Origin of the sequence: Streptomyces sp. NPDC127084 (assembly GCF_042724175.1) — a bacterium.
In the GTDB taxonomy this organism is placed as follows: Bacteria; Actinomycetota; Actinomycetes; order Streptomycetales; family Streptomycetaceae; genus Streptomyces.
In genome coordinates this window covers 24,771-47,605 of sequence record NZ_JBHXFA010000041.1, presented here as the reverse complement: position 1 = coordinate 47,605, position 22,835 = coordinate 24,771, and the positions used below count along the sequence as shown (strand labels likewise).

Annotated in this window: 23 protein-coding genes and 1 tRNA gene; 11 read left to right on the top strand and 13 right to left on the bottom strand. The window is 69.9% G+C overall.

What is annotated here, in order from left to right; genetic code table 11:
• Positions 1–315: 315 nt before the first annotated feature.
• Positions 316–1,014 (bottom strand): hypothetical protein, encoded by a 699-nt coding sequence (locus ACFWI9_RS12800; protein WP_387161299.1) that lies wholly within the window; start codon positions 1,012–1,014, stop codon positions 316–318.
• Between the two features lie 47 nt (positions 1,015–1,061).
• Between ACFWI9_RS12800 and ACFWI9_RS12795 the strand changes: the two genes are divergently transcribed.
• Entirely contained in the window at positions 1,062–1,250 is a 189-nt protein-coding gene (locus tag ACFWI9_RS12795; RefSeq protein ID WP_242333279.1) for a DUF5703 family protein, read from the top strand.
• A 78-nt stretch (positions 1,251–1,328) separates the two neighbouring features.
• Here ACFWI9_RS12795 and ACFWI9_RS12790 read toward each other — a convergent pair whose 3' ends face one another.
• The 3 genes from ACFWI9_RS12790 to ACFWI9_RS12780 all read right to left on the bottom strand — a co-directional run bounded on the left by ACFWI9_RS12790 (position 1,329) and on the right by ACFWI9_RS12780 (position 4,001).
• The gene (locus ACFWI9_RS12790; protein WP_387161297.1) at positions 1,329–2,135 is read right to left on the bottom strand and encodes a chaplin; all 807 of its coding nucleotides are present in this window, start codon (positions 2,133–2,135) and stop codon (positions 1,329–1,331) included.
• Between the two features lie 131 nt (positions 2,136–2,266).
• On the bottom strand, positions 2,267–2,500 hold the full coding sequence (gene chpH, locus ACFWI9_RS12785; RefSeq protein ID WP_338675602.1) for a chaplin ChpH: 234 nt from the start codon (positions 2,498–2,500) through the stop codon (positions 2,267–2,269).
• A 175-nt stretch (positions 2,501–2,675) separates the two neighbouring features.
• A complete protein-coding gene (locus ACFWI9_RS12780; RefSeq protein WP_387161295.1) occupies positions 2,676–4,001 on the bottom strand; it encodes a M20/M25/M40 family metallo-hydrolase in 1,326 nt (441 codons plus the stop codon).
• Between the two features lie 192 nt (positions 4,002–4,193).
• Between ACFWI9_RS12780 and ACFWI9_RS12775 the strand changes: the two genes are divergently transcribed.
• Both ACFWI9_RS12775 and ACFWI9_RS12770 read left to right on the top strand, forming a co-directional pair.
• Positions 4,194–4,281 (top strand) — tRNA-Leu (locus ACFWI9_RS12775).
• 82 nt (positions 4,282–4,363) lie between these two features.
• Positions 4,364–5,308, top strand: a complete 945-nt coding sequence (locus tag ACFWI9_RS12770) for a pseudouridine synthase (protein ID WP_387161294.1) — start codon at positions 4,364–4,366, stop codon at positions 5,306–5,308.
• 33 nt (positions 5,309–5,341) lie between these two features.
• Here ACFWI9_RS12770 and ACFWI9_RS12765 read toward each other — a convergent pair whose 3' ends face one another.
• From ACFWI9_RS12765 to ACFWI9_RS12755, 3 genes are all read right to left on the bottom strand, one after another.
• On the bottom strand, positions 5,342–6,439 hold the full coding sequence (locus tag ACFWI9_RS12765) for an S-(hydroxymethyl)mycothiol dehydrogenase (protein WP_387161293.1): 1,098 nt from the start codon (positions 6,437–6,439) through the stop codon (positions 5,342–5,344).
• Positions 6,440–6,595: 156 nt separating this feature from the next.
• The gene (locus tag ACFWI9_RS12760; protein WP_387161291.1) at positions 6,596–8,059 is read right to left on the bottom strand and encodes an amino acid permease; all 1,464 of its coding nucleotides are present in this window, start codon (positions 8,057–8,059) and stop codon (positions 6,596–6,598) included.
• Positions 8,060–8,220: 161 nt separating this feature from the next.
• On the bottom strand, positions 8,221–8,457 hold the full coding sequence (locus ACFWI9_RS12755; protein ID WP_387161290.1) for a hypothetical protein: 237 nt from the start codon (positions 8,455–8,457) through the stop codon (positions 8,221–8,223).
• 103 nt (positions 8,458–8,560) lie between these two features.
• Here ACFWI9_RS12755 and ACFWI9_RS12750 point away from each other — a divergent pair, with 103 nt between their 5' ends.
• Positions 8,561–9,073, top strand: coding sequence for a gluconokinase (locus ACFWI9_RS12750; protein ID WP_387161289.1), 513 nt, complete (start codon positions 8,561–8,563; stop codon positions 9,071–9,073).
• A 92-nt stretch (positions 9,074–9,165) separates the two neighbouring features.
• On the opposite strand, the gene ACFWI9_RS12745 is transcribed toward ACFWI9_RS12750, so the two are convergent.
• The 3 genes from ACFWI9_RS12745 to ACFWI9_RS12735 form a co-directional block, all read right to left on the bottom strand.
• A complete protein-coding gene (locus ACFWI9_RS12745; RefSeq protein ID WP_387161288.1) occupies positions 9,166–10,722 on the bottom strand; it encodes an APC family permease in 1,557 nt (518 codons plus the stop codon).
• A gap of 121 nt (positions 10,723–10,843) precedes the next feature.
• Positions 10,844–11,803, bottom strand: coding sequence for a hypothetical protein (locus ACFWI9_RS12740; protein ID WP_387161286.1), 960 nt, complete (start codon positions 11,801–11,803; stop codon positions 10,844–10,846).
• A gap of 226 nt (positions 11,804–12,029) precedes the next feature.
• Positions 12,030–13,685 (bottom strand): FAD-binding dehydrogenase, encoded by a 1,656-nt coding sequence (locus ACFWI9_RS12735; RefSeq protein WP_387161284.1) that lies wholly within the window; start codon positions 13,683–13,685, stop codon positions 12,030–12,032.
• 148 nt (positions 13,686–13,833) lie between these two features.
• Here ACFWI9_RS12735 and ACFWI9_RS12730 point away from each other — a divergent pair, with 148 nt between their 5' ends.
• From ACFWI9_RS12730 to ACFWI9_RS12720, 3 genes are read left to right on the top strand one after another with little or no spacing between them, the layout of a single operon-like run.
• A complete protein-coding gene (locus ACFWI9_RS12730; protein WP_387161282.1) occupies positions 13,834–14,409 on the top strand; it encodes an NUDIX hydrolase in 576 nt (191 codons plus the stop codon).
• Positions 14,410–14,431: 22 nt separating this feature from the next.
• Positions 14,432–14,821: a YidH family protein gene (locus ACFWI9_RS12725; protein ID WP_387161303.1), complete on the top strand. Its 390-nt coding sequence runs from the start codon at positions 14,432–14,434 to the stop codon at positions 14,819–14,821.
• Complete coding sequence (locus ACFWI9_RS12720; RefSeq protein ID WP_387161280.1) at positions 14,818–15,135, top strand: DUF202 domain-containing protein; 318 nt, start codon at positions 14,818–14,820, stop codon at positions 15,133–15,135. Before ACFWI9_RS12725 ends, ACFWI9_RS12720 begins: the two co-directional genes overlap by 4 nt.
• 33 nt (positions 15,136–15,168) lie before the next feature.
• Here the strand turns inward: ACFWI9_RS12720 and ACFWI9_RS12715 are convergent, their stop codons facing one another.
• Positions 15,169–16,104, bottom strand: coding sequence for an NADP-dependent oxidoreductase (locus ACFWI9_RS12715; protein WP_387161277.1), 936 nt, complete (start codon positions 16,102–16,104; stop codon positions 15,169–15,171).
• 276 nt (positions 16,105–16,380) lie between these two features.
• Between ACFWI9_RS12715 and ACFWI9_RS12710 the strand changes: the two genes are divergently transcribed.
• From ACFWI9_RS12710 to ACFWI9_RS12700, 3 genes are all read left to right on the top strand, one after another.
• Complete coding sequence (locus ACFWI9_RS12710) at positions 16,381–17,292, top strand: MBL fold metallo-hydrolase (protein ID WP_387161275.1); 912 nt, start codon at positions 16,381–16,383, stop codon at positions 17,290–17,292.
• Between the two features lie 107 nt (positions 17,293–17,399).
• On the top strand, positions 17,400–18,422 hold the full coding sequence (locus ACFWI9_RS12705) for a phosphotransferase family protein (RefSeq protein ID WP_387161273.1): 1,023 nt from the start codon (positions 17,400–17,402) through the stop codon (positions 18,420–18,422).
• Positions 18,423–18,431: 9 nt separating this feature from the next.
• A complete protein-coding gene (locus ACFWI9_RS12700; protein WP_387161271.1) occupies positions 18,432–19,655 on the top strand; it encodes an acyl-CoA dehydrogenase family protein in 1,224 nt (407 codons plus the stop codon).
• 113 nt (positions 19,656–19,768) lie between these two features.
• On the opposite strand, the gene ACFWI9_RS12695 is transcribed toward ACFWI9_RS12700, so the two are convergent.
• Positions 19,769–20,362 carry a TetR/AcrR family transcriptional regulator gene (locus tag ACFWI9_RS12695; RefSeq protein ID WP_387161269.1) on the bottom strand — a complete coding sequence of 198 codons (594 nt, stop codon included), beginning with the start codon at positions 20,360–20,362 and terminating at the stop codon, positions 19,769–19,771.
• Between the two features lie 171 nt (positions 20,363–20,533).
• On the bottom strand, positions 20,534–21,301 hold the full coding sequence (locus ACFWI9_RS12690) for an SDR family oxidoreductase (protein WP_387161267.1): 768 nt from the start codon (positions 21,299–21,301) through the stop codon (positions 20,534–20,536).
• Between the two features lie 273 nt (positions 21,302–21,574).
• Here ACFWI9_RS12690 and ACFWI9_RS12685 point away from each other — a divergent pair, with 273 nt between their 5' ends.
• On the top strand, positions 21,575–22,789 hold the full coding sequence (locus tag ACFWI9_RS12685; RefSeq protein WP_387161301.1) for a serine-threonine protein kinase: 1,215 nt from the start codon (positions 21,575–21,577) through the stop codon (positions 22,787–22,789).
• Positions 22,790–22,835: the final 46 nt, after the last annotated feature.

The window sequence follows — 22,835 nt, the reverse complement described above, 5'->3', positions numbered from 1 at the left end:
CGTGGCGGTGGCACAAGGCCGTGGGGGTGAGGGGGGTGGCTGCGGGTGCCCCCGGAGTGTTCGGTGTCATCGGCGTGCGGGAGTGCTCGGTGCCGTAGCCGTTCAGCGCGGCCGGACACCACATCGGCGAAGACAACAAGCCGCGATCAGCGCACGCGGCACGCGGCACGCGGCACGCGGCACGCGGCACGCGGCAGAAAGTAGCCCATCGCCGACGCCATCCGTCACCCACCCCCCCTCCCCCCCCCTGGCGGGCGGGCGCGCCGCTCGGCGGGCGGTCAGGCCGTCGGCCCCACGGGGACACGCACGGCCCGGTCAGGCCTCCGCGGTGCCGAGGTGGCCGTCCGGATCCTCTTCATCCTCGTCGTCACTCTCGTCCTCTTCGAACTCGTCCTCGTCGAAGACCGCGCTGACGTCGAAGCGGCACACCACCCGCTCTGGATCCGCCTGGTCGAACGGAGTGCTCAGCCACTCCCCCGCCTCAGGGAGTTCGTCCAGCGCGGAGACCCAGAGCGTGGAGTCTCCCTCCTCAAGCCCGAACTCCTTGTGGCGGGAGGCGATCTCATCCGGCTCGAACTCGCCGAAGAGCACACCGAGCGCGGCATGCGGACTGGTGCCCACCGCGGCCGCCGTGCGGTCCGCGGTGTCGTCCCGGTCCAGGTCCGCGATGCGCTGGGCCTGGGCGAGCAGCCGCTGCGGCTGGGCCACGGCGTAGTCACGCCGGATGAGAACGCTCAGGGCGTTCGGCTCATCGGGGCCGACATAGGGCGGAAGGGAATCATCCGCTCCGGGAATTTCGAAGGGGGTGACTTCGTCATAGCGGTCGTAGAGGCGTTCGTCATAAGCCTCGGCTGCCGCGGCGAGCGCGTTGAACGCGTCGTACACCGCCGGATCGTCCTCTCCCGTGCGGCGTTCGACCGCTTCGAGGTGACGGTCCAGCGCTGCTTTGACCGCCTCGGCGGCGGCGCGAACCTCGGCAACCGTGGGCTGCGCAGGAGCGGATGCGTCAGACATAGGGAAGACGCTATCCGTACCAGGGCTCTGCCCGCACAATAGATGCGATGCCGGAATACGAATTTGTCGACGTGTATGTGCCACGCGGAGTCTCACGCAAGGAGGCCGCCCGTCTGCTGACCGACCATGCCGAGTACGGACACTGGGAGTTGGACCGATTGAGTCTTCGCCGGGACGGCAGCCGCAAGGTGCGGCTGCGCCGGCGCATCATCCGTCAGGTACGCGCCACATGGTGAGTTCCCGGTGGACGAGAAACGGGTCGGGGCCGCAGTAGCGGGCCCGACCCGTTCCCATCCCACTGGGTGACGCCACGGTCACGCCGAGGCGCGAGCCTTGCGATAGATGACCGCGCCGCCGAGCAGTGCGGCACCCGCGGGCAGGACGAAGCCGAGCGAGCCCGCACCGGTGTGCGCGAGCTGGTCCGTGGCCCTGGGCGGGGTGACCGTGTTGGTACCCGGGGTATTCGGGAGCTCCGGCTCATTCGGCGATCCGGGCTCTCCAGGCTCTCCGGGTTCTCCAGGTTCTCCGGGTTCTCCGGGTTCACCGGGCTCCCCCGGCTCTCCGGGCTCTCCGGGCTCTCCGGGTTCACCAGGCTCCCCCGGCTCACCGGGCTCTCCGGGCTCTCCGGGTTCACCAGGCTCCCCCGGCTCACCGGGTTCACCAGGCTCCCCCGGCTCCCCCGGAACGCCGGCACCGTTGCCGCAGGCGTTGCCGACGGCGGCATTGCCGAGGCCGACGACCGACACGCTGTTCCCGCAAGCGTTCACGGGGGCATCGACGGGGACCTGGACCGTGTTGCCGGACAGGACACCGGGTGAGTTGCTCGTCCCGCCTTCGGCGTGGGCTCCGCTGCCGCCGTCGGCACCACTCCCCGAGCCGTTGGCACAGCGGTTCCCGAATGCCGGGTTCAGCAGTCCGACGACATTCACGGTGTTACCGCAGACGTTGACCGGGACGTGCACCGGAACCTGGACCGCGTTGCCGGAGAGGACACCCGGTGAATTGGACGCACTGCCGTTGGCGTCAGCGCCACCGTGCGCCTGTGCGTAGCCACCGCTCAGGGCGATCAATCCGCCCGCGGCAGCCATGGTGATCAGGCCTTTTCGCGTGACCTGTCGCATAGCTAGTTCCCTGCCTTCTGACTTCCGGAACACCCCCGGGCACCGTCGCCCGGAGGCGGAATGCCAACGGCCCCGGAATACGCGGCGCGCACTCCGGGGCCGCCTGACTCCTCAGGAGCCGAGGTGCAATGTCATGCGTTCTGGCAGTAGTTGCCGAAGGCCGGGTTCAGCAGCCCGATCACGGAGACCGTGTTGCCGCAGACGTTCACCGGAACGTGGATCGGCGCCTGGATGACGTTGCCGGACAGCACACCCGGGGACTGCATGGCGGCACCCTGAGCACCCGAATCGGCGACGGCCATCCCCGCACCCGCGAGAACCAGACCACCGGTGGCAGCCGCAACAGCGACGACCTTCTTGATCATTCTTCCTCCTTGTTAGCAATGCGATCCCAGCCGCGGACCGCCACACCCTGTAACGAGGAGGAGGTAATGGAGCTACTAGCGTATGGTCCCATTCACTCTTTTCAGTCGGGTACGTACGCACGGCCGAATACGGAAACGGTCGAACTCAGGCCATCCGGAAGTCCGGCGCGGAGTGTCAGCTCGCGTCGAGGAACCGGTCCAGCACCCGGACTCCGAACCTCAGCCCGTCGACCGGTACACGCTCGTCCACCCCGTGGAACATTCCGGCGAAGTCCAGCTCGGGCGGCAGCTTGAGCGGCGCGAAACCGAAGCAGCGGATGCCGAGGTCGTCGAAGGACTTGGCATCGGTACCGCCGGAGAGCATGTAGGGCACGGCCCGCGCGATGGGGTCCTCGGCCTTCAGCGCCGATTGCATCGCGTCCACGAGATCGCCGTCGAAACTCGTCTCCAGTGCCCTGTCCGCGTGCACGTCCTCGCGCTTCACGCGCGGCCCGAGCAGCCGGTCGAGGTCGGCCAGGAACTCCTCCTCGTAACCGGGCAGGAAGCGCCCGTCGACATGGGCGGTGGCCTGGCCCGGGATCACGTTCACCTTGTATCCGGCGCCGAGCATGGTGGGCGCGGCCGAGTTGCGCAGCGTCGCGCCGACCATCTTGGCGATCCCGCCCAGCTTCGCGAGGGTGGCGTCCATGTCCTCCGGGTCGAGCGGGGTGCCGAGCGCGTCGGACAGCTCGTCCAGGAAGGACCGCACGGTCTTGGTGACCCGCACCGGCCAGGTGTGCCGTCCGAGCCTGCCGACCGCCTCGCACAGTTCGGTGATGGCGTTGTCGTCGTTGGTCATCGAGCCGTGCCCCGCGGTGCCCTCCACGGTGAGCCGCATCCAGTGCATGCCCTTCTGCGCCGTCTCGACCAGGTAGAGCCGCAGGTTCTCGTTCACGGTGAAGGAGAAGCCCCCGACCTCGCCGATGGCCTCCGTGACGCCCTCGAAGAGGTCCCGGTGCTTGTCGACGAGATAACGCGCCCCGTAGAGGCCGCCGGCCTCCTCATCGGCGAGGAAGGCCAGGACGACGTCACGCGGCGGCTTGCGGCCGCTGCGCAGCCGGTCCCGCACGACCGCGAGCGTCATCGCGTCCATGTCCTTCATGTCCACCGCGCCCCGTCCCCAGACGCAGCCGTCGGCGATCTCCCCGGAGAAGGGGTGGTGGGTCCAGTCCTCGGCGTTCGCCGGTACGACGTCGGTGTGGCCGTGGATCAGCAGCGCGGGACGGGACGGGTCCTCGCCCTCGATGCGGGCCACGGTGGACGCCCGCCCCTTGTGGGATTCGATGATCCTCGGCTCCAGGCCGACCTCGGCGAGCTTCTCCGCGACGTACTCGGCGGCGGCCCGCTCCCCCGGCCCCGAGTGGTCGCCGTAGTTGCTGGTGTCGATCCTGATCAGGTCGCGACAGAGGTCGACGACCTCGTCCTCGCCGGAAATCGTCCGGCCGGTGCTCGACTCGCTCACGCTGCTTCCTCCCGCTGTCGCTCGGTGGTCCCTCACATCCTCCCGCGCCCCCGGCCCACGCCCCAAGGGCACCCGCGCGCCATCGCTCGGCCACCCCGCGGCCGGGCCGCCAGGGGCGTGATCGAGCACCCCCGAATGTTTGCTATGGTTTTCCACGTCGGAACGGCCGCGGGCCGGAAAGACAGACACCTAGTCCGGGTGGCGGAATGGCAGACGCGCTAGCTTGAGGTGCTAGTGCCCTTTATCGGGCGTGGGGGTTCAAGTCCCCCCTCGGACACCAGCGAGGACCCCTGTTGATCAGGGGTTTTCTGCTTTTCTGGGCACGTTCCCTGGCGTGCCGCCGAGTACGGGGTGCGGGAGCTGTGGGACGCAGACGACGGACGGCGCCGGTGGCGCCGCTGCCGCAGCGGGACGGGGTCGATCCCGTACGTATCCGGCTGCCCGCCGACCCGGAGGGAGCCTGGCCGACACTGCGGGACCACCTCGTCGAGCGGTTCGGGAACGCGATCGGTGCCGCGAAGGTGGAGGCGATGCTGCGCGACGGGCGGTTCGTCTCGGCGGAGGGGGCCGTCGCGGCCGAGGAGCCGTACACCGCGGGCCGCCATCTGTGGTTCCACCGGGACTTCGCGGCCGAGGAGCGCGTGCCGTTCGAGGTGGGGATCGTGTACCGCGACGAGCGCCTGGTGGTCGCCGACAAGCCGCACTTCCTCGCCACCACTCCGCGCGGCCGGCATGTCACCGAGACCGCGCTGGCCCGGCTGCGGCGGGATCTGGGGCTGCCGATGCTGCAGCCCGCGCACCGGCTCGACCGGCTGACAGCGGGTCTCGCGCTGTTCGTCGTGCGGCCCGAGGACCGCGGGGCGTACCAGACACTCTTCCGGGACCGGCGGGTACGCAAGGAGTACGAGGCGGTGGCGCCGTACGACCCGGGGATCGCGCTGCCTGTGACCGTCCGCAGCCGGATCGAGAAGGAGCGCGGGGTGCTGGCCGCCCGAGAGGTGCCCGGCGAGCCGAACAGCGAGAGCCGTATCGAGCTGATGGAGCAGCGCGGCGGGCACGGCCGGTACCGGCTTGTGCCGGCGACCGGCCGGACCCACCAGCTGAGGGTGCATATGAACCGGTTGGGACTTCCCATCCTGAACGACCCCTTGTATCCGGTGCTGCGGGACGTTCAGGACGCGGAGCCCGAGGGTGGGGCGGACTACTCCCGTCCGTTGCAACTGCTCGCGCGGTCGCTGGAGTTCACCGATCCGCTCACCGGGCAGGAGTGCCGCTTCGAGAGTCGGCGGGCGCTCGGGGCATGGTGAGGGCCTCGGTGGGGCCGCGTCCGAGCGACCGGCTCAGAGCACCACGACCGAGCGCAGCACATCGCCCTCGTGCATTCGGGCGAAGGCCTTCTCGACGTCACCCAGGCCGATCGTCTCGGTGACGAAGGCGCCGAGGTCGATCCGGCCCTGCCGGTGCAGGTCGACGAGCATGGGGAAGTCTCGGGACGGCAGGCAGTCGCCGTACCAGGAGGACTTGAGCGCGCCGCCGCGTCCGAACACGTCCAGCAGCGGGAGTTCGAGCTTCATCTCCGGGGTGGGCACACCGACGAGGACGACGGTGCCCGCCAGATCCCTGGCGTAGAAGGCCTGCCGGTAGGTCTCGGGGTTGCCGACGGCCTCGATGACGACATCGGCGCCGAAACCGCCGGTGAGTTCGCGTACGGCCTCGACGGGGTCGGCGGTACGGGAGTTGACGGTGTGGGTGGCGCCCATGGAGCGGGCGGTTTCCAGCTTCCGGTCGTCGATGTCGATGGCGATGACACGGGACGCTCCGGCCAGCCGGGAGCCGACGATGGCCGCGTCGCCGACGCCGCCGCAGCCGATGACGGCCACGGAGTCCCCGCGGCCGACGTTGCCCGTGTTGATCGCGGCGCCGATGCCCGCCATGACGCCGCAGCCCAGCAGCCCGGCCACGGCCGGGGCGACCTCGGGGTCCACCTTGGTGCACTGGCCGGCGGCGACCAGGGTCTTCTCCGCGAAGGCTCCGATGCCGAGCGCCGGGGAGAGCTCCCGGCCCGCCTGCGGCCCGCTCGCCAGGGTCATCTTCTGGTGGGCGTTGTGGGTGTCGAAGCAGTACCAGGGCCTGCCTCGCAGACAGGCGCGGCAGCGCCCGCAGACCGCGCGCCAGTTGAGGATCACGAAGTCGCCGGGGGCGACGTCGGTGACACCCGGGCCGGTCGACTCCACGACGCCCGCGGCCTCATGGCCGAGCAGGAAGGGGAAGTCGTCGCTGATGCCGCCCTGCTTGTAGTGGAGGTCGGTGTGGCAGACCCCGCAGGCCTGGATCTTCACCACGGCCTCGCCGGGTCCCGGGTCGGGGATGGTGATCTCCATGACCTGGACGGGCTCGTTCCTGCCCGGGGCGACAACCCCTCGGACCTGCTGCGGCATTGCAGTGCTTCCCTTCCTCAGGACAGGTGTGTACTGCATGTGTACCGCATCACATGCCCGCGCGTGCGGCCTGCGGCGAGACCCCCCGGCGGATCTCTCCGCCGGGGGGCCTGCGCGTGTGCGGGCTGGTGAGCGCCCGCTGGTCCTGGTTGCGGCTCAGTCCTGGGTCTGGCCTGCGGCGATCTTCTTGACCTTGCCGCGCACCACGTACCAGCCGCCGACGAGGGCGAGCGCGATCAGCGGCACGAGGTTGACCGTGGTGCGGCTGATACCGCCGTCCATCCACATCAGGACCAGCACCGAGGCCAGGAACACCAGAGTGACGAGCTGGGTGTACGGGGCCCAGGGCAGCCGGTAGCCGGGGCGGGTGACCCGGCCATCCTTGGAGCGGTGCCAGAACAGCAGGGAGCAGAGCATGATCATGCCCCAGGTGCCGATGATGCCGATCGAGGCGAAGTTCAGCACCAGCTCGAAGGCCTCGCCGGGCATGACGTAGTTCAGGAACACACCCGCGACACCGAAGCCCGCGGTGAGCAGGATGCCGCCGTAGGGGACACCGCCCTTGTTCATCACACCGGTGAACCTGGGCGCGGAGCCGGAAAGCGACATGGAGCGCAGGATGCGGCCGGTGGAGTAGAGGCCCGAGTTCAGGCTGGACAGGGCCGCGGTGAGCACCACCAGGTTCATCGCGTGGGCGCCACCGGGGATGCCGAGCTTGTTGAAAACGGTGACGAACGGGCTCTGGTCGTCGGAGTAGGCGGTGTACGGCAGCAGCAGGGCGAGCAGCACGACGGAGCCGACGTAGAAGAGGCCGACGCGCCACATGATCGAGTTGATCGCCTTCGGCATGATCTTCTCGGGGTTCTCGGTCTCACCGGCGGCGACGCCGCAGAGCTCGACGGAGGCGTACGCGAAGACGACACCCTGGATGAGCAGCAACATCGGCATCATGCCGTTGGGGAAGACGCCGCCGTTGTCCGTGATCGTGGCGAGGCCCGGGGTGTGACCGCCGACCTCGTGCTGGGTGGCGACCAGGTAGATGCCGATCAGCATGAAAATCACCAGCGCGGCGACCTTGATGATCGCGAACCAGAACTCCATCTCGCCGAAGTACTTCACCGAGATCAGATTGGCGGCGAGGACGACCGCGAGCGCGATCAGAGCGAGCACCCACTGCGGGACATCGCTGAACATCGCCCAGAAGTGGGCGTAGGTGGCAGCGGCTGTGATGTCGGCCACCGCGGTCGTCGACCAGTTGAGGAAGTACAGCCAGCCGGCCGTGTAGGCGCCCTTCTCGCCCATGAACTCGCGGGCGTACGAGACGAAGGCACCGGAGGACGGCCGGTAGAGCACGAGCTCGCCGAGCGCGCGCACGACGAAGAAGGCGAAGACACCGCAGAGCGCGTATGCGATGAAGAGCGAGGGACCGGCGTTGGCCATACGGCCGCCGGCGCCCAGGAAGAGTCCCGTACCGATGGCGCCGCCGATGGCGATCATGTTGATGTGCCGTGATTTGAGGTCCTTGCGGTACCCGGCGTCTCCGGCGTCCACGTGGGGGGTGCCCGTGTCCGGGGTCCCGACGATGGGTGTTTCGGCCGCAGTCATGGTGCGGTCACTCATAAAGCTGTTCGCCTTCGTGAGGGGGTGTGCGGTACCCGGTCGTCCACCGGGTGGCCTTCGCGGTGAAGAAGGTGAGTCACCGCGACAAGGCACGCGGGCGCAGAGGGCCCGAGAAGACATAGTCACGGCAACCCTGGGATTTTGGCAGTGATCAAGCTCACTCAGGCATAAATCTGAGGTTTTTCAGAGGTTGCGACAAGGTGAACCAAGGCACTCAAGATCACTGAGACGAATCGATCATCAGCGGAAGTGAGGAGCTCCGGTTCGTTCGGGTCTGGTGCGGTGATCTCGCGGTCGAGCCGCTTGATCCGCTCTTCGTCGCCATCGCGAACGGTCTCGTCGCAATCGGCTGCAGGGGCTCCGGTAGCACCGGGGGCTTCGGCCTTCCACGGCCGCACGACATCAGCGGCCCCGGCATCACGGACGGCATCACATGATGGGGTGCGACAGGGCCCCGGGCCCGTGTGGATGGAGACGGCTGAGACAGCGAGGCAGGCACCGATGAGCAATCCCCCCGTCGTCGTGGTGATGGGAGTGGCAGGGACCGGGAAGACCACGATCGGCGCCCTGGTCGCGGCGCACCTGGGCGTCCCGTACGCCGAAGGCGACGATTTCCATCCACCGGCCGACATCGCCAAGATGTCGGCCGGCGTCCCGCTGGACGACACCGACCGCCTGCCCTGGCTCGACGCGATCGGCCGCTGGGCCCGCAGCAGGGAGGGCAGGGGCGGGGTGGTCTCCTGTTCGGCGCTGAAGCGGAGCTACCGGGACCGGCTGAGGGCGTCAGCACCCGGGGTGGTGTTCCTGCACCTCACAGGTGCCCGCGCGCTGATCGAACGGCGCATGGCGGAGCGCAGGGGCCACTTCATGTCGGCCGCGCTGCTCGACTCGCAGTACGCAACGCTGGAGCCGCTGGAGGCGGACGAAGCCGGTGTCGCCGTCGACGTGACCGGCCCCCCCGACGCCATCGGCGCGCGAGCCGTCGCGGCGCTGCGGCGCTACGGCGGCTCTTGAAGGGGCGCTCCATACCGATTCGATCGTCCGCGGTCGACGGAACCCGGCGACCACGGACGGTTGTCGGACTTCATGGGGAAATCGGGGAGCTTCTACGATCCGCCGCGTTCCGCGGCGCGCTCGAGCTGGAAGGCCTCGTTGCCGAGGCCGATGCGCGCGTGCGCTTCGGGTCGCACGATCCTGAGCACAGCGCCGTACAGCAGACCGGCGACCAGCGCCGCACCGATGACGCCGGGCAGGATCCAGCTGAGCGCGGAGCCCGGCCCTGCGCCGATCAGGACGTCGAAGTCCCGCACGGTGTAGATCGCGATCCCCACGAGGGCGATGCCCGCGAGCGCGGAGGCGATGAGCCGCCACGCCTGCGCCAGCGCCGCACCGCGGCGGACGAAGAACGCGATCACGGCGAACGAGGCGGCAGCCATGAGCAGGATGACGCCGAGCGCGCCGACATTGCCCATCCAGGTGAACAGGCGCAGTACGGGGGTCGTCGGGTCGCCCGCGGGGAGCCCGTCGCTGACGGCGAAGGCGATGACGACCAGGACCGAGACGGCGGACTGGAGCAGGGATCCGGTGGCGGGCGCGCCGCTCGACGCGCTCGTTCGGCTGAAGGCGGCGGGCAGCAGCCCTTCGCGGCCCATGGCGAAGGCGTACCGGGCCACCACGTTGTGGAAGCTGAGGAGTGCCGCGAACATGCCGGTGACGAAGAGTACGTGGAGCACGTCGGTGAAGGTGCCGCCGAGCCGGGCCTCGGTGAGGGTGAACAGCAGAGCCGGGCCCTGCTTGGCCGCCTCGCCGACCACCGCGCCCGGCCCGGTGGCGACCGTGAGTGCCCAGGCGCCGAGCGCCAGGAACAGGGCGACGAAGCCGACGGCGAGGAACATCACACGCGAGACGACCACCTGGGGGCGGCTGGTCTCCTCCGCGTACACCGGCGACTGCTCGAAGCCGATGAACGCGGCGATGCAGAAGCACAGCGCGGTGCCGAGCCCCGCCCCGGTGAGGCTGCCCGGGTCGAACGCGGCGAACGACAGCCCCTCAGGCCCCGGCTCCACGAGGGCGGCGGCGTCGAAGGCCACGACGAGGGTGCACTCGATGACGAGGAGTACGCCGAGGGCCTTGGCATTGAGGTCGATCTTGAGCCAGCCCAGCACGGCGACGAGGACGGCGGCTGCCAGGGCGGGTATCCACCAGGCAACCGTCAGACCGAGATGCGTGGCCAGCAGTCCGGAGATCTCGAAGCCGAGGATTCCGTAGATGCCCACCTGCATGGCGCTGTACGCCACCAGGGCGACATAAGCGGCGCCGGCGCCCGCGGTGGGGCCGAGGCCTCGGGCAATGTACGCGTAGAAAGCGCCTGCGTTGTGGACGTGGCGGCTCATCTCGGCGTATCCGACGCTGAACAGGATCAGGACCACGCCGAGGATGACGTACAGCAGCGGCTGACCAGGCATGCCCATGACACCGAATACGGTGGGCATGACCCCCGCCACGACCATCAGCGGCGCGCTGGCGGCAAGCACGGAGAGCAACAGGCCGGCGGTGCCGAGTCGGTCGGCGCGCAGAGCGCGTTCCTGCCCCTTGTACGTGTTGATCTCTCTGGACGTGGTGACAGTGCTGGTGGCGGTGGTACGCGGGCTGCCCGGGGACATGGCGGGTTCGGCCTCTCAGGTGGGAGTCGGACAAGGTCACATGGGTCAGGCGTGTCAGAGCTGTCAGACGGTCGGAGCTGGTCGGCGCCGACGGCGCTGTCGTTGAAGTCAGACGGTGAAGTCAGACGGTGCCGAGTGCGGCGCTGCGCGCCGCGTGGAACGCGTGGTGCGGGTCCTGGTCCGGATAGGACCAGGGAGCCGGGGTCGCATGCGAGCCGATCCGGTGGAAGAGCGCGGCGGCCTCCGCGGCCCGGCCTTCGCGGAACTTGGCATGGGCGAGGAAGTTGAGATCGACCCGGTTGCGCGGATGGTCCTCGCGTTCCCACTCCAGCCACCAGTCGAACGCGGCCTTCATGACCTGACGGGCCCGTCGGCCGGTCCAGTGCCCCGAGGCCGGCGGGTCGGCGAAGGCAGGGCTGCCGGCTGCCAGCACCCGGTAGCGTTCGGTGTGGGCGACGACCGGCAGCATGGCGAGCGGTGAGTCCGCCGGAGCACGTTCGGCGGCCCAGGCGGCGAAGTCGTACACCTCGTGCAGCGGGTCCTGCCCCGCTTCGGGGCGGCGCTCGGCGAGTCTGGCGGCCATCAGATGATGTGCGTGGTGGTGCTCGGGGTGCCGCACCCGTACCTCGTCGAAGAGGCGTACCACCTCGTCATCCGTGCCGAGACTGCGGGCGAGCGCCAGTAACGCGAGCCAGGGAGTGGGGTCTTCGGGGGCGAGGCCCGCGGCGGCCAGGCAGTCGGACCGCGCCCGATCCGGTTGCTCCGCACCGCGCAGTGCCGCGCTGACGGAGGCACAGGCGAGCAGCGCGGTGGCGTCGGCACTGCCCGGTTCCACCAGCAGCCATTCGCGCGCCCAGGCGGCGGCCGACGTGCCGTCACCCAGGACCAGGAGACGGTGCCCTCTGCGGTCCCAGTCGTCGCGGGTCGAGGCGAGCAGCGAACGGACGGCCGTCCACCGGCCCTGCGACAACTTGGCACGTGTGGCGCTGAGTTCGAGATCGCCGAGGGCCGGGTCGAAAGCGGGCCCGGTGCGCGCGCCGCGACGTCGGGCGCGTCCGAGCGGCGGCGGAGGTGGGGGCATCCGCTGAGCTTCCTTCTTTGTGTGATGAGCGCTTCACGCGATAAACGCGAGACGTGAGCGAACGGTCGCGCACAGCAAAGCGGTAGGCAAGGCTCCACGTCAAGGGCAGCCCGGCAGCTGGGCAACCCGCTTGTGGTTACAGCCGGTTGCCCTCGCCTCTCCGTCAGCGGGACCCGGACGGCCACTGCCAGGTCAGGCGGCTCCACCGCATCAGGCGGCAGTTCCGTCAGGCCACCGCCTTCGCCGCAGCACGGCCCGCCGCACGCCCCGAGAAGATGCAGCCGCCGAGGAAGGTGCCCTCAAGAGCCCGGTAACCGTGCACCCCGCCACCGCCGAAGCCCGCCGCCTCGCCCGCGGCGTACATCCCGGGCAGCGGTTCGCCGTCTCCGGCGAGCACCCGCGATGACAGGTCCGTCTCAAGACCGCCCAGCGACTTCCGGGTGAGGATGTTCAGCCGTACGGCGATCAGGGGACCGGCGGCCGGGTCGAGAATGCGGTGCGGCGCCGCGGTGCGGATGAGCTTGTCGCCGAGGTACCTGCGGGCGCCGCGGATCGCCGTCACCTGGAGGTCCTTGGTGAAGGGATTGACGATCTCCCGGTCGCGGGCTGTGATCTCGCGGCGCAGCCGGTCCTCGTCGATGAGCGGTTCCTTGGTGAGCGCGTTCATCCCCCGCACCAGGGCGCCGAGGTCCCTCTCGACCACGAAGTCCACCCCGTGGTCCATGAACGCCTTGACCGGGCCGGGTACTTCGGCGCGTGCCCGTCCGATGACCCCGCGCACCGACTTTCCGGTGAGGTCGGGATTCTGCTCGGAGCCGGACAGGGCGAACTCCTTGCCGATGATGCGCTGGTCGAGGATGAACCAGGTGTGGTCATGGCCGGTCCGCGTGATGTGCTCCAGCGTTCCGAGGGTGTCGAAGCCGGGGAACAGGGGTACGGGAAGCCGGTTTCCGCGTGCGTCCAGCCAGAGCGAGGAGGGGCCGGGCAGGATGCGGATGCCGTGCCGGGCCCAGATGGGGTTCCAGTTCTCGATGCCCTCGGTGTAGTGCCACATGCGGTCGCGGTTGATGTGGCTCGCCCCCGCGGACTCCGCGATCCCGAGCATCAACCCGTCGACGTGGGCGGGCACACCGGAGAGGAGTTTCTCTGGCGGGGTGCCGAGCCGCTCGGGCCACTGGGCGCGTACCAGGTCGTGGTTGCCGCCGATGCCGCCGGAGGTGATGATCACGGCTTGGGCGCGCAGTTCGAAGGAGCCGGTGACCTCCCTGCTGCTCGCCTCGCCGCGCGCCACCCCGGACGGCTCCAGGATCTCGCCGGTCACGGTGTCGACAGTGCCGTCCGTGCTGCCGAGCCCGGTCACCCGGTACCGGAAGCGCAGATCGACCAGTCCGCGTGCGACACCCGCCCTGACCCGTCGCTCGAACGGCTCGACCAGGCCGGGCCCTGTCCCCCAGGTGATGTGGAAGCGGGGCACCGAGTTGCCGTGCCCGCTCGCACCGTATCCGCCGCGCTCCGCCCAGCCGACGACCGGGAAGAACCGCACTCCCTGGGCATGCAGCCAGGAGCGCTTCTCCCCGGCGGCGAAGTCCACGTACGCCTCGGCCCAGCGCCGTGGCCACAGGTCCTCGTCTCGGTCGAAACCGGCCGTGCCGTACCAGTCCTGGAGGGCGAGCGCGTGGCTGTCCTTGATGCGCATACGGCGCTGCTCGGGCGAGTCCACGAGAAACAGTCCGCCGAAGGACCAGTGCGCCTGCCCGCCGGTGGACTGCTCGGGCTCCTGGTCGAGCAGGATGACGCGGCGGCCCGCGTCCACGAGCTCGGCGGCGGCCACCAGGCCCGCGAGCCCTGCTCCGATCACGATGACATCGGCGTCGTACGCCATGGGTTTTGGACCCTCTCGGAATGGGCGCCTTGGGCGCGGAGCTCTGCGGTGGCTCCGATCCTCTGTACGCGCGGGTAACTCGTCAACAGTCCGGGACGAACTGGCGCCGATCCGACTGATGGGCCGATCAGCTGATTGGATGGACGTCATGAGTGACAGCAGCCGCGACGCTTCGAGCTCTTCCGACGAAATCCTGGACATCGTGGATCTGCACGACGAGGTCGTCGGCCAGGCCCCACGCGGCGAGGCGTACACCCGCGGCCTGCGCCACCGCTGTGTGTTCGTCCAGGCCAGGGACGCGCAGGGCCGGATCTTCGTGCATCGCCGCACGGCGACGAAGCTGGTCTTCCCGTCCCTGTACGACATGTTCGTCGGCGGTGTCGTCGGCGCGGGCGAGTCATACGACGACGCGGCGCTGCGTGAGGCCGAGGAGGAGTTGGGCGTCAGTGGGCTCCCTCGCCCGGTGCCGCTTTTCAAGTTCCTGTACGAGGCCCCCGCCGGCCCGGGCCGGGACGGAGCCGCCTCCGGCGGGGGCGGGGTCCGGCAGTCGTGGTGGTCGGCCGTCTACGAGGTGCCGTGCCTGCTTCCGGTGCGCCCGCAGGCCGACGAGGTGGCCTGGTACGACTTCCTCTCCCAGGAGGAAGTCGATGCCCGGCTGGGCGTCTGGGAGTGGGTACCGGACGGCTTGGCCGCGTACGAACGGCTGCGCGCCCCCCGCGGGTAGGGTGCGGCAGGTGAGCGAGCGGGTGAGTGAATTCGTACGGAATCTACGGCTGTGGGTGTCGCCGGGGCAGATCCGGGAAGAGGGCAGGACTCCCGACTACCGTTTCTCGCTCGCCAACGAGCGCACCTTCCTCGCCTGGATCCGTACCGCGCTGGCGCTCATCGCAGGGGGCTTCGCCGTCGACCAGTTCCTGCCCGACCTGCGCTGGGGCGTGCGCGTGGGCTTGTCCCTCGCGCTGATCGGGGCGGGTGTGCTGTGCGCCCTGCGCGGGGTCAACCACTGGGTGCGGTGCGAGCGGGCGATGCGACGGGGCGAGGATCTGCCGGTGTCGCGCTTTCCGACGATGCTGGCGCTTGTCGTGGGAGCCGTGTCGGTCACGATGGTGGTGGTCGTCGCCTGGGGGCCGCGTTGAGCGGGGAGGGACGCGACCCGGGGCTGCAGCCGGAACGGACCCGGCTGGCGTGGCGCCGTACGACGCTGGCGTTCACGGTCGCGGCGGTTCTGGCAGCGCGGCAGGTCGTCCACAGTAAGGAGATCACGGGCGGCGATCTGGTGGCGCTCGCGCTCAGCGCGCTGGTGTGGACGAGCTTTCTGACGGTGGCCCACCGACGGATAGGGGCGATGGCCGTGGCGGACCGGCCGGACGCGGTGCCGCCGGCCCAGGTGCTCGGCGCCGCCGCCTGCACGGTGGCGCTGGCGGCGTTCGCCGTGGCGATCGTATGGTGATCGACCCCGCACCGGGCAGGCGTGCCGGGCGTTTCAGCTCTCCCAGTCGACGGTGACGACGATCTTTCCGCGGGTATGGCCGCCCTGGCTGAGCCGGTGGGCTTCCGCGGTCTCCTCCAACGGGAAGCTGCGGGCCACATGCACGGAGAGGACCTCTTCCTCGGCAAGCTCGCTGAGGCGGTACAGGTCCGCCGTGTTGGGGCGCACGAAGGCATAGCGCCCGCCCAGGGTGGTGACGGCCGGATCCGCGATGGAGGCAATCCTGCCGCCTTGGGCCAGCAGCTCGGCGGAAGCGGTCAGCACCTCGCCGCCGATGGTGTCGAACACCGCCTGCACGCCGTCGGGCGCCAGGGCCCTCACCCGGTCCACCAGCCCTTCGCCGTAGGTCACCGGCTCCCCACCGAGCTCGCGCACGAACGCGTGGGACGACTCGCTCGCTGTGCCGATCACCCGGGCGCCGAAGTGGTGAGCGAGTTGTACGGCCATCGAGCCGACCCCGCCGGCCGCGGCGTGGACGAGGAGGGTGTCGCCCGTACCCACGCCCAGGTCATGGGTGAGGACCTGGTAGGCGGTGAGTCCGGCGAGAGGCAGGCCGGCCGCCTCCTCGAAACTCAGGTTGCGCGGTTTGCGGGCCAGGGTGCGGACCGGGGCGGCCACGTACTCGGCGAAGGTGCCCCGGGAGAGGAAGTCCTCGCGGACATAGCCCATGACCTCGTCGCCGACGGCGAACTCAGGGGCGGACGCTCCGGGCTCCACCACGACCCCGGACACATCCCAGCCGGGGATCACCGGGAAGACGGTGTCGATGAGACCGTCCAGATAGCCTTCGCGGCACTTCCAGTCGACCGGGTTGACGGCCGCCGCCCGCACCTTGACCAGGACGCTGTCGGGCCCGAGCTTGGGCTCGGGGCGCTCTCCGTACTCCAGGACCTCGGGACCGCCGTAACGGCTGTAGCTGATCGCCTTCATGATCCGACACTCGGGCTCGCGGGGTCCATGTGCAAGCAGGAGCGCCGTCGGCGCGGCCGGGGCGCGGGCAGCCTCCACCGGCCGGAGCACTGGACGGCCGCCGATCGGCGGGGAAGGCTGCTTCCGTCAGCCGAGCTGATCCAGCGTCAACCGACCGCTACCGGCTTCGCTCCGCTGCCACCGACCTCGTCCCCTCGCGACCGACCTCGAGCCACCGCGACCGACCTCGACCCCTCGCAACCTGTCTCAGCCGACGACCTTTCCCGGGAGCCCGAAGTGCCCGCGACCGATCCTTACACCGTCCCGCTCGCACCGTCCGTACACGCCTACGTCCAGCCCGACGGCGGCTGGTGCCTCAACAACGCGGGGTTCGTCAGCGACGGGGGTTCCACCCTCCTCGTCGACACCGCCGCCACCGAGCGACGCGCCCTCCTGCTGCGAGAAGCCCTGCTGGCGACCGGCGCCCCGTCGCCGCGACTGCTCGTCAACACACATCACCACGGCGACCACACCTACGGAAACGCCGTCTTCCACCCGGAAGCGGCGGTCGTCGGCCATGAGGCCTGCCGCAGCGAGGTCATCGCCGCCGGGCACCAACTGCACCTCATCTGGCCTGAGACCGACTACGGCGACATCACGATCACCGCGCCGGAGATCACGTACGGCGAGCGCATGACGCTCTACGCCGGAGAGACCGAGGTGCGGCTGATCCATCCGGGTGTGGCGCACACCGTCGGCGACACGATCGTGCACCTGCCCGAGCACGGCGTCGTCTTCACCGGGGACCTGATCTTCAACGGAGGTACGCCCTTCATTCCCATGGGTTCCCTCACCGGCTCGCTGAAGGCGTTGGAGCTGCTGCGTTCGCTGGACGCCGCGGTCGTCGTCCCAGGGCACGGACCGGTCACCGACCCCACTGCCTACGACGCTACCGAACGCTATCTGCGCTTTGTCGCCGAGGTCGCCGATTCCGCGCGCGCCAAGGGGCTGACGCCGCTGGAGGCGGCTCAGGGGGCCGACCTCGGCGAGTTCGCGGGCTGGCGGGAAAGTGAGCGGCTGGTGGCCAATCTGCATCGCGCGTACGCGGAGCTCGACGGCCTGCCGGGTGGTTCGCCGCTCGATCCGATCGCTGTCTTCGGTGACATGGCGGTGATGAACGGCGGGAGAGCGGTCGCCTGCCACGCCTGACGGCACGGCTTCGGCCAGGCGGTGGCGCCACACCCTGGACGACATACCGACCGGTCGGTCATGATGAAGGGAGACGACCCGCCGCCGCCTCACCGGAAGGTGCCCCCATGAGCGCAGCCCCCCCGCCAGGCCTCGACCTCGAGCGGCTCCGCGGCCATCTCGACCACGCGCTGCCCGGCCTGGTGAGCGGACCGCTCAGCGCCCGGCTGATCCAGGGCGGCCGGTCCAACCTCACCTATGCCGTGACCGACGGCACGCACCGCTGGGTGGTCCGCAGACCTCCGCTGGGTCACGTCCTGGCCACCGCCCATGACATGGGTCGCGAGCACCGGGTCATCAGCGCGCTGCACCCCACCGCCGTGCCGGTGCCGCGGCCTGTACTGCTGTGCGAGGACGAGGCCGTCATCGGGGCTGCGTTCTACGTCATGGAGCACGTCGACGGCACCCCGTACCGCACGGCCGAGGAGCTCGCCCCACTCGGCCCTGAACGGACCCGGGGCGCCGTACTCGGCCTGGTCGACACGCTGGTGGAGCTGCACGACGTGGAGCCCGCGGCGGTCGGGCTCGGGGACTTCGGGCGCCCCGACGGCTTCCTCGAACGGCAGCTGCGGCGCTGGGGCAAGCAGCTCGACGCCTCGCGCAATCGGGAGCTCCCGGGCATCGACGAGCTGCACGCCGCCCTCGGCCGCTCCCTGCCGGCCTCGCCGCCCGCCACCGTCGTCCATGGCGACTACCGCCTCGACAACGTGCTGATCGGCGATGACGACCGGATCAAGGCGGTCCTCGACTGGGAGATGTCGACGCTCGGCGACCCGCTCACCGACCTCGGGCTGCTCGTGATGTACAGCCGGAAGCTGGAGTTGCCCGGTTCGCCCATCAGTACGACGGCGGGGGCCGCGGGCCATCCGGACCCCGCCGAGCTGGTCGAGCGCTACGCCTCCCGCTCCGGCCGGGACACCGCGGCCATCGCCTGGTACACGGCGTTCGCCTGGTTCAAGCTCGCCGTGATCCTGGAGGGCATCCACTACCGCTACACGCTGGGCCAGACCGTCGGCGCGGGCTTCGACCGCATCGGTGAGCTCGTCCCCGTCTTCATCGAACACGGTCTCACCACTCTCCAGGAAGGCTGATCCACCGCCATGGACTTCGCATTCGACGCGCGCACCGAGGAACTACGGGCCAGGCTCCTCGCCTTCATGGACGAGCACGTGTATCCGGCGGAGGCGATCGCGCACGAGCAGCTCACCCACTCCGCCTCCCCCTGGGACACTCCTGCGGTCATCGAGGACCTCAAGTCCGAGGCCCGCAGGCAGGGACTATGGAACCTTTTCCTGCCGGATCCGGAGTACGGGGCCGGGCTGACCAACCTCCAATACGCGCCGCTCGCCGAGATCACGGGCCGTTCACCGCACCTGGCGCCCATCGCGCTGAACTGCGCGGCCCCGGACACCGGGAACATGGAGGTGCTGGCCCTCTTCGGTTCCGGCGAGCAGAAGAAGCAGTGGCTCGAACCACTGCTGGCCGGTGAGATCCGTTCGGCGTTCGCGATGACCGAGCCCGCGGTGGCCTCGTCGGACGCCACCAACATCGAGACGCGCATCGAGCGGGCCGGCGACGGTGGGGACGACTACCTCCTCAACGGCCGCAAATGGTATATCTCCGGCGCGATGAACCCGAACTGCAAGGTCTTCATCGTGATGGGCAAAACGGACCCGGCCGGTCCCGACATCCGGCGCCAGCAGTCGATGATCCTGGTCCCGCGCGACACTCCCGGCCTTGAGGTGCGGCGGGCGATGACGGTGTACGGGTACGAGGACCACCTGCACGGCGGACACGCCGAGGTGGTCTTCGACAACGTGCGTGTACCGGCGTCCAACCTGATCAGCGAGGAGGGCAGCGGCTTCGCCATCGCCCAGGCGCGTCTCGGACCGGGCCGTATCCACCACTGCATGCGGCTGATCGGTATGGCCGAGCGCGCGATCGAGCTGATGTGCCGCAGGGCGGTGTCCCGTACCGCGTTCGGCAAGGCGCTCGCCCAGCAGGGTGTGGTCCAGTCCTGGATCGCGGACGCGCGGGTCACAGTCGAGCAGCTGCGGTTGCTGGTGCTCAAGACCGCCTGGCTGATGGACACCGTCGGCAACAAGGGAGCGCACACCGAGATCCAGGCCATCAAGATCGCCACTCCGCGCGCCGTCGTGGACATCCTCGATCGGGCGGTCCAGGTGCACGGTGCGGGCGGCGTCAGCCAGGACTTCCCGCTGGCCGAACTGTGGGCCGGGGCGCGGACGCTGATGCTGGCGGACGGGCCGGACGAAGTGCACCAGCGGTCGCTGGCGCGGCAGGAGCTCAAGAAGTACCGGTAGGCGAGTACCGGGTAGGCGCGAAAGCACCGGTTGCTCGCGACCGCGCCGTGTGACGGGAACGCGCCGTGTGACGGGAACACGCCGTTGTCTGCGGGCGCCCGTTGAGCGTGGGGCTACGGACGCAGGGCCCGCAGCAGCAGATCGGCGAGGTGGTCGGCGACCTGCTGCGGGCTGAGCGGCCCGTCGGGGCGGTACCAGGTGGACAGGTGGTGCACCGAGCCGAAGTGATAGTCCACGACCAGGTCGGCCGGGGTCGCGTCGGAGAACACCCCGCTGCGCTGGCCCTCCTCGATCAGCGCCCGGAAGCGCTCGTGGTAGCGCCGGCGCTCGGATCGGACCTGCTTGTTCTTCTCCGGGCTGAGGTGGTGCATGGAACGGAAGAAGATCGACGCGTCGTCGAGGTTCTCGATCGTGGTCACGACGACATCGGCGGCGGCGGCCCTGAGACGCTGCTCGATCGGCGCGTCGGCCTCGGCGAAGGCGTCGAGCCGTTCCTGCTGAAGGCGCAGCACACGGGCGTAGATCTCCTGGAGGAGGTCTTCCTTGGAGCCGAAGTAGTGGTAGAGGGCGCCCTTGGTGACTCCGGCCGACTCCACGATCTCCTGCACGGAGGTGCGGTCGTAGCCCTGCTCGGCGAAGAGCCGGGTGGCCGTGGCCAGCAGCCTCTGGGGGACGGGTGTGCCGCTCCCGTCCGTCGTCCTGGCCATTGCCGCCACCCGCCCTTCCGTGCCGTCTTCCGCTCCCGCGCCGCCGTTCCGCGGCCGGGAAGGTGATTCCCTTCCGAGGATCTTCCCACCTGGTCACCGGCGGGTGCTCCGCGCAGGGGGGTGTCGCCGGTGTGCCGCCGTCACCGCGACCGTGCCGCCCCGCGCCGCCGCTCAGGCACCGGTCATGTCTTCCCACTTCCGCTGTATGTGGTTCATGCTGTCCAGCCAGCGATCGGTGTCGGTGGCCCTGCCCTGGTAGTACCCGGCGACCTCGGGGTGCGGCAGGATCAGGAAGCGGTCCGCCTCCATGCCTTCCATCAGGGCGCCCGCGACGTCCTCCGGCTCGATGGCGCCGGGCGCGAGGACGAGCTCACCGGCGGCTCCGGCCTGGGTGAGCATGTCCGTGCGCACGCCCTGCGGACAGATGGCGTGCACCTTCAGGCCGCGGTGGCGGTAGGTCAGGGACAGCCATTCGGCGAACGCGAGCGCGCCGTGCTTGGTGACGCTGTACGGCGCCGCGCCGATCATGCTCAGCAGCCCGGCAGCGGAGACCGTGGAGACGAAACGACCGCTGCCGCGCTCCAACCAGTCGGGCAGCAGCACGCGCGCGGCGCGCACATGCGCCATGACGTTGACGTCCCAGGCGGCAGCCCAGGCGCTTTCATCGGCGAGGGCGTCCCCCGCGCCTGAGAGCCCGGCGTTGGCGCAGTAGATGTCGACAGTGCCACCGAGCGCCTCGCGCGCCTGCTCCACGATGGCGGAGGCGTCGCCGGGGACGGCGACGGCGCCCGTCTCGTCGGCGATGGCCGCAGTCGCGGCAGGGTCGATGTCGTTGACGGCGACCCGCGCGCCCTCGGCGGCGAACCTACGGGCAAGCGCCGCTCCGATACCGCCGCCGGCTCCGGTGACCACCACGTTCGCGCCCTGCACCGTGCTCATGGGACCTGCCTCTCGGTTGCGACTCAGCGAATCGGCGAATCGGCGGTCCGATCGCTCACCGCTACAGACTAACCAGTCGGTATGCCCATTGAAAGGCCCCCCGAGCGGCCGCTGAAAGGATTCTGCTGGCGTGTGTACGCCAAACTCTGGTCGTCTGTACCGCCACGCGGGATGCTTTCCGCACACCCGATTCGCGGTGTACGTCCCCTGGAGCGTGGTCCAGGGGACGGGGAGATACGCACGCGCCGAAGAAGGGACACGCTCTTGAACGAGATGGGTGCCGAGCCGTACGTCGAGCTCACCTTCGACGCGCAGGGGGATGTGCACCGCGCCCAGCGGGACGCACTGGCGGAGCTGGACGTCACGGACCTGGTGATGTTCGCCCACGGATGGAACAACTCCCCGTCCGTGGCGAGGCGTTTCTACGAACGCTTCTTCGAGCCTTTCCCCCGCTTCGTCGCGAGCGGGGCCACCGTCGGCTATGTGGGTGTCGTCTGGCCCTCGATGATGTTCACCGATGAGCCGATCCCGGATTTCGGCACGCTCGCCGGGGTCTTCCCCGGGCAGGAGCGCACCCTCTCGCGGCTGGCCGCCCTGCTCGCGGACGAGCCCGAGAACCGGGCGGCCTTCCAGGAGTTCGGCGTGCTGGTGCGGGAGCTCGTCGATACCTGCGATGCCGGTTCCGCCGAAGCCTGCGTCGGCGACTTGGCCGGTCCGGACGGCGAGGACATACCCGCCTTCCTCGAGGGGGATCCGGTCGAGATATGCCGGCTGTTCACCGCCACCCTGGACGGGACGGAGCCGTCACTGGCCCTCGGATCCGGACTCAGAAGACTGTGGAAAGGCGGGCGTGAGGTACTGCGCCAGGCCACCTACTACACGATGAAGCGGCGGGCGGGGACGGTCGGCGAGCGTGGGCTCGGGCCGGTGATCGCCCATCTCTCCCGCTCATCGCCCGCGATCCGCATCCACCTCGCCGGACACAGCATGGGAGCCCGGCTCGTCGCCTTCGCACTGCGTGGGCTACCGGACGGCATACGCACCGTGAAATCGGTGACGCTGCTCCAAGGCGCCTTCTCGCACTACGCGTTCGCGCCGTCGCTGCCCCACGCACGTGAGAGCGGCGGGGTGCTGCGCGCCATGGAGAAGAGGGTGGACGGCCCCGTGGTCGCCTGCTACTCACACCATGACTCGGCACTCGGGGTGCTGTACCCCCTGGCAGCGAGGATGGCGAGGGACTCCTCGAGCATCGTCGGCCTGGACAAGCGCTGGTGGGCGGTCGGCCACGACGGCATACAGGCGGTCACGGGGGCTCGTCGGCTGACACTGGAGGCGGCGTTACGGGATGGGCTGCCCGGCTCGGGGTGCGTCAGTGTCGACACGGCGGCAGTGGTACGCAGTGGCGGGCCGCCGTCCGGGGCGCACAGCGACATCCTCCATCCGGAGCTGGCCCGGGTGGTGCTGAGAGCGGGCCGGATCGGGCGCTGAGGGCGGCGCCGCCGGATCGGGCACTGGGGCGGCGCCGGGCACCCGA

Coding starts and splice junctions, on each gene's coding strand:
- ACFWI9_RS12800 (WP_387161299.1), bottom strand. CDS start 1,014: ATGTCTGACGCATCCGCTCCTGCGCAGCCCACGGTTGCCGAGGTTCGC.
- ACFWI9_RS12795 (WP_242333279.1), top strand. CDS start 1,062: ATGCCGGAATACGAATTTGTCGACGTGTATGTGCCACGCGGAGTCTCA.
- ACFWI9_RS12790 (WP_387161297.1), bottom strand. CDS start 2,135: ATGCGACAGGTCACGCGAAAAGGCCTGATCACCATGGCTGCCGCGGGC.
- chpH (WP_338675602.1), bottom strand. CDS start 2,500: ATGATCAAGAAGGTCGTCGCTGTTGCGGCTGCCACCGGTGGTCTGGTT.
- ACFWI9_RS12765 (WP_387161293.1), bottom strand. CDS start 6,439: ATGCCGCAGCAGGTCCGAGGGGTTGTCGCCCCGGGCAGGAACGAGCCC.
- ACFWI9_RS12760 (WP_387161291.1), bottom strand. CDS start 8,059: ATGAGTGACCGCACCATGACTGCGGCCGAAACACCCATCGTCGGGACC.
- ACFWI9_RS12750 (WP_387161289.1), top strand. CDS start 8,561: ATGAGCAATCCCCCCGTCGTCGTGGTGATGGGAGTGGCAGGGACCGGG.
- ACFWI9_RS12745 (WP_387161288.1), bottom strand. CDS start 10,722: ATGTCCCCGGGCAGCCCGCGTACCACCGCCACCAGCACTGTCACCACG.
- ACFWI9_RS12740 (WP_387161286.1), bottom strand. CDS start 11,803: ATGCCCCCACCTCCGCCGCCGCTCGGACGCGCCCGACGTCGCGGCGCG.
- ACFWI9_RS12735 (WP_387161284.1), bottom strand. CDS start 13,685: ATGGCGTACGACGCCGATGTCATCGTGATCGGAGCAGGGCTCGCGGGC.
- ACFWI9_RS12730 (WP_387161282.1), top strand. CDS start 13,834: ATGAGTGACAGCAGCCGCGACGCTTCGAGCTCTTCCGACGAAATCCTG.
- ACFWI9_RS12715 (WP_387161277.1), bottom strand. CDS start 16,104: ATGAAGGCGATCAGCTACAGCCGTTACGGCGGTCCCGAGGTCCTGGAG.
- ACFWI9_RS12705 (WP_387161273.1), top strand. CDS start 17,400: ATGAGCGCAGCCCCCCCGCCAGGCCTCGACCTCGAGCGGCTCCGCGGC.
- ACFWI9_RS12700 (WP_387161271.1), top strand. CDS start 18,432: ATGGACTTCGCATTCGACGCGCGCACCGAGGAACTACGGGCCAGGCTC.
- ACFWI9_RS12695 (WP_387161269.1), bottom strand. CDS start 20,362: ATGGCCAGGACGACGGACGGGAGCGGCACACCCGTCCCCCAGAGGCTG.
- ACFWI9_RS12690 (WP_387161267.1), bottom strand. CDS start 21,301: ATGAGCACGGTGCAGGGCGCGAACGTGGTGGTCACCGGAGCCGGCGGC.
- ACFWI9_RS12685 (WP_387161301.1), top strand. CDS start 21,575: ATGGGTGCCGAGCCGTACGTCGAGCTCACCTTCGACGCGCAGGGGGAT.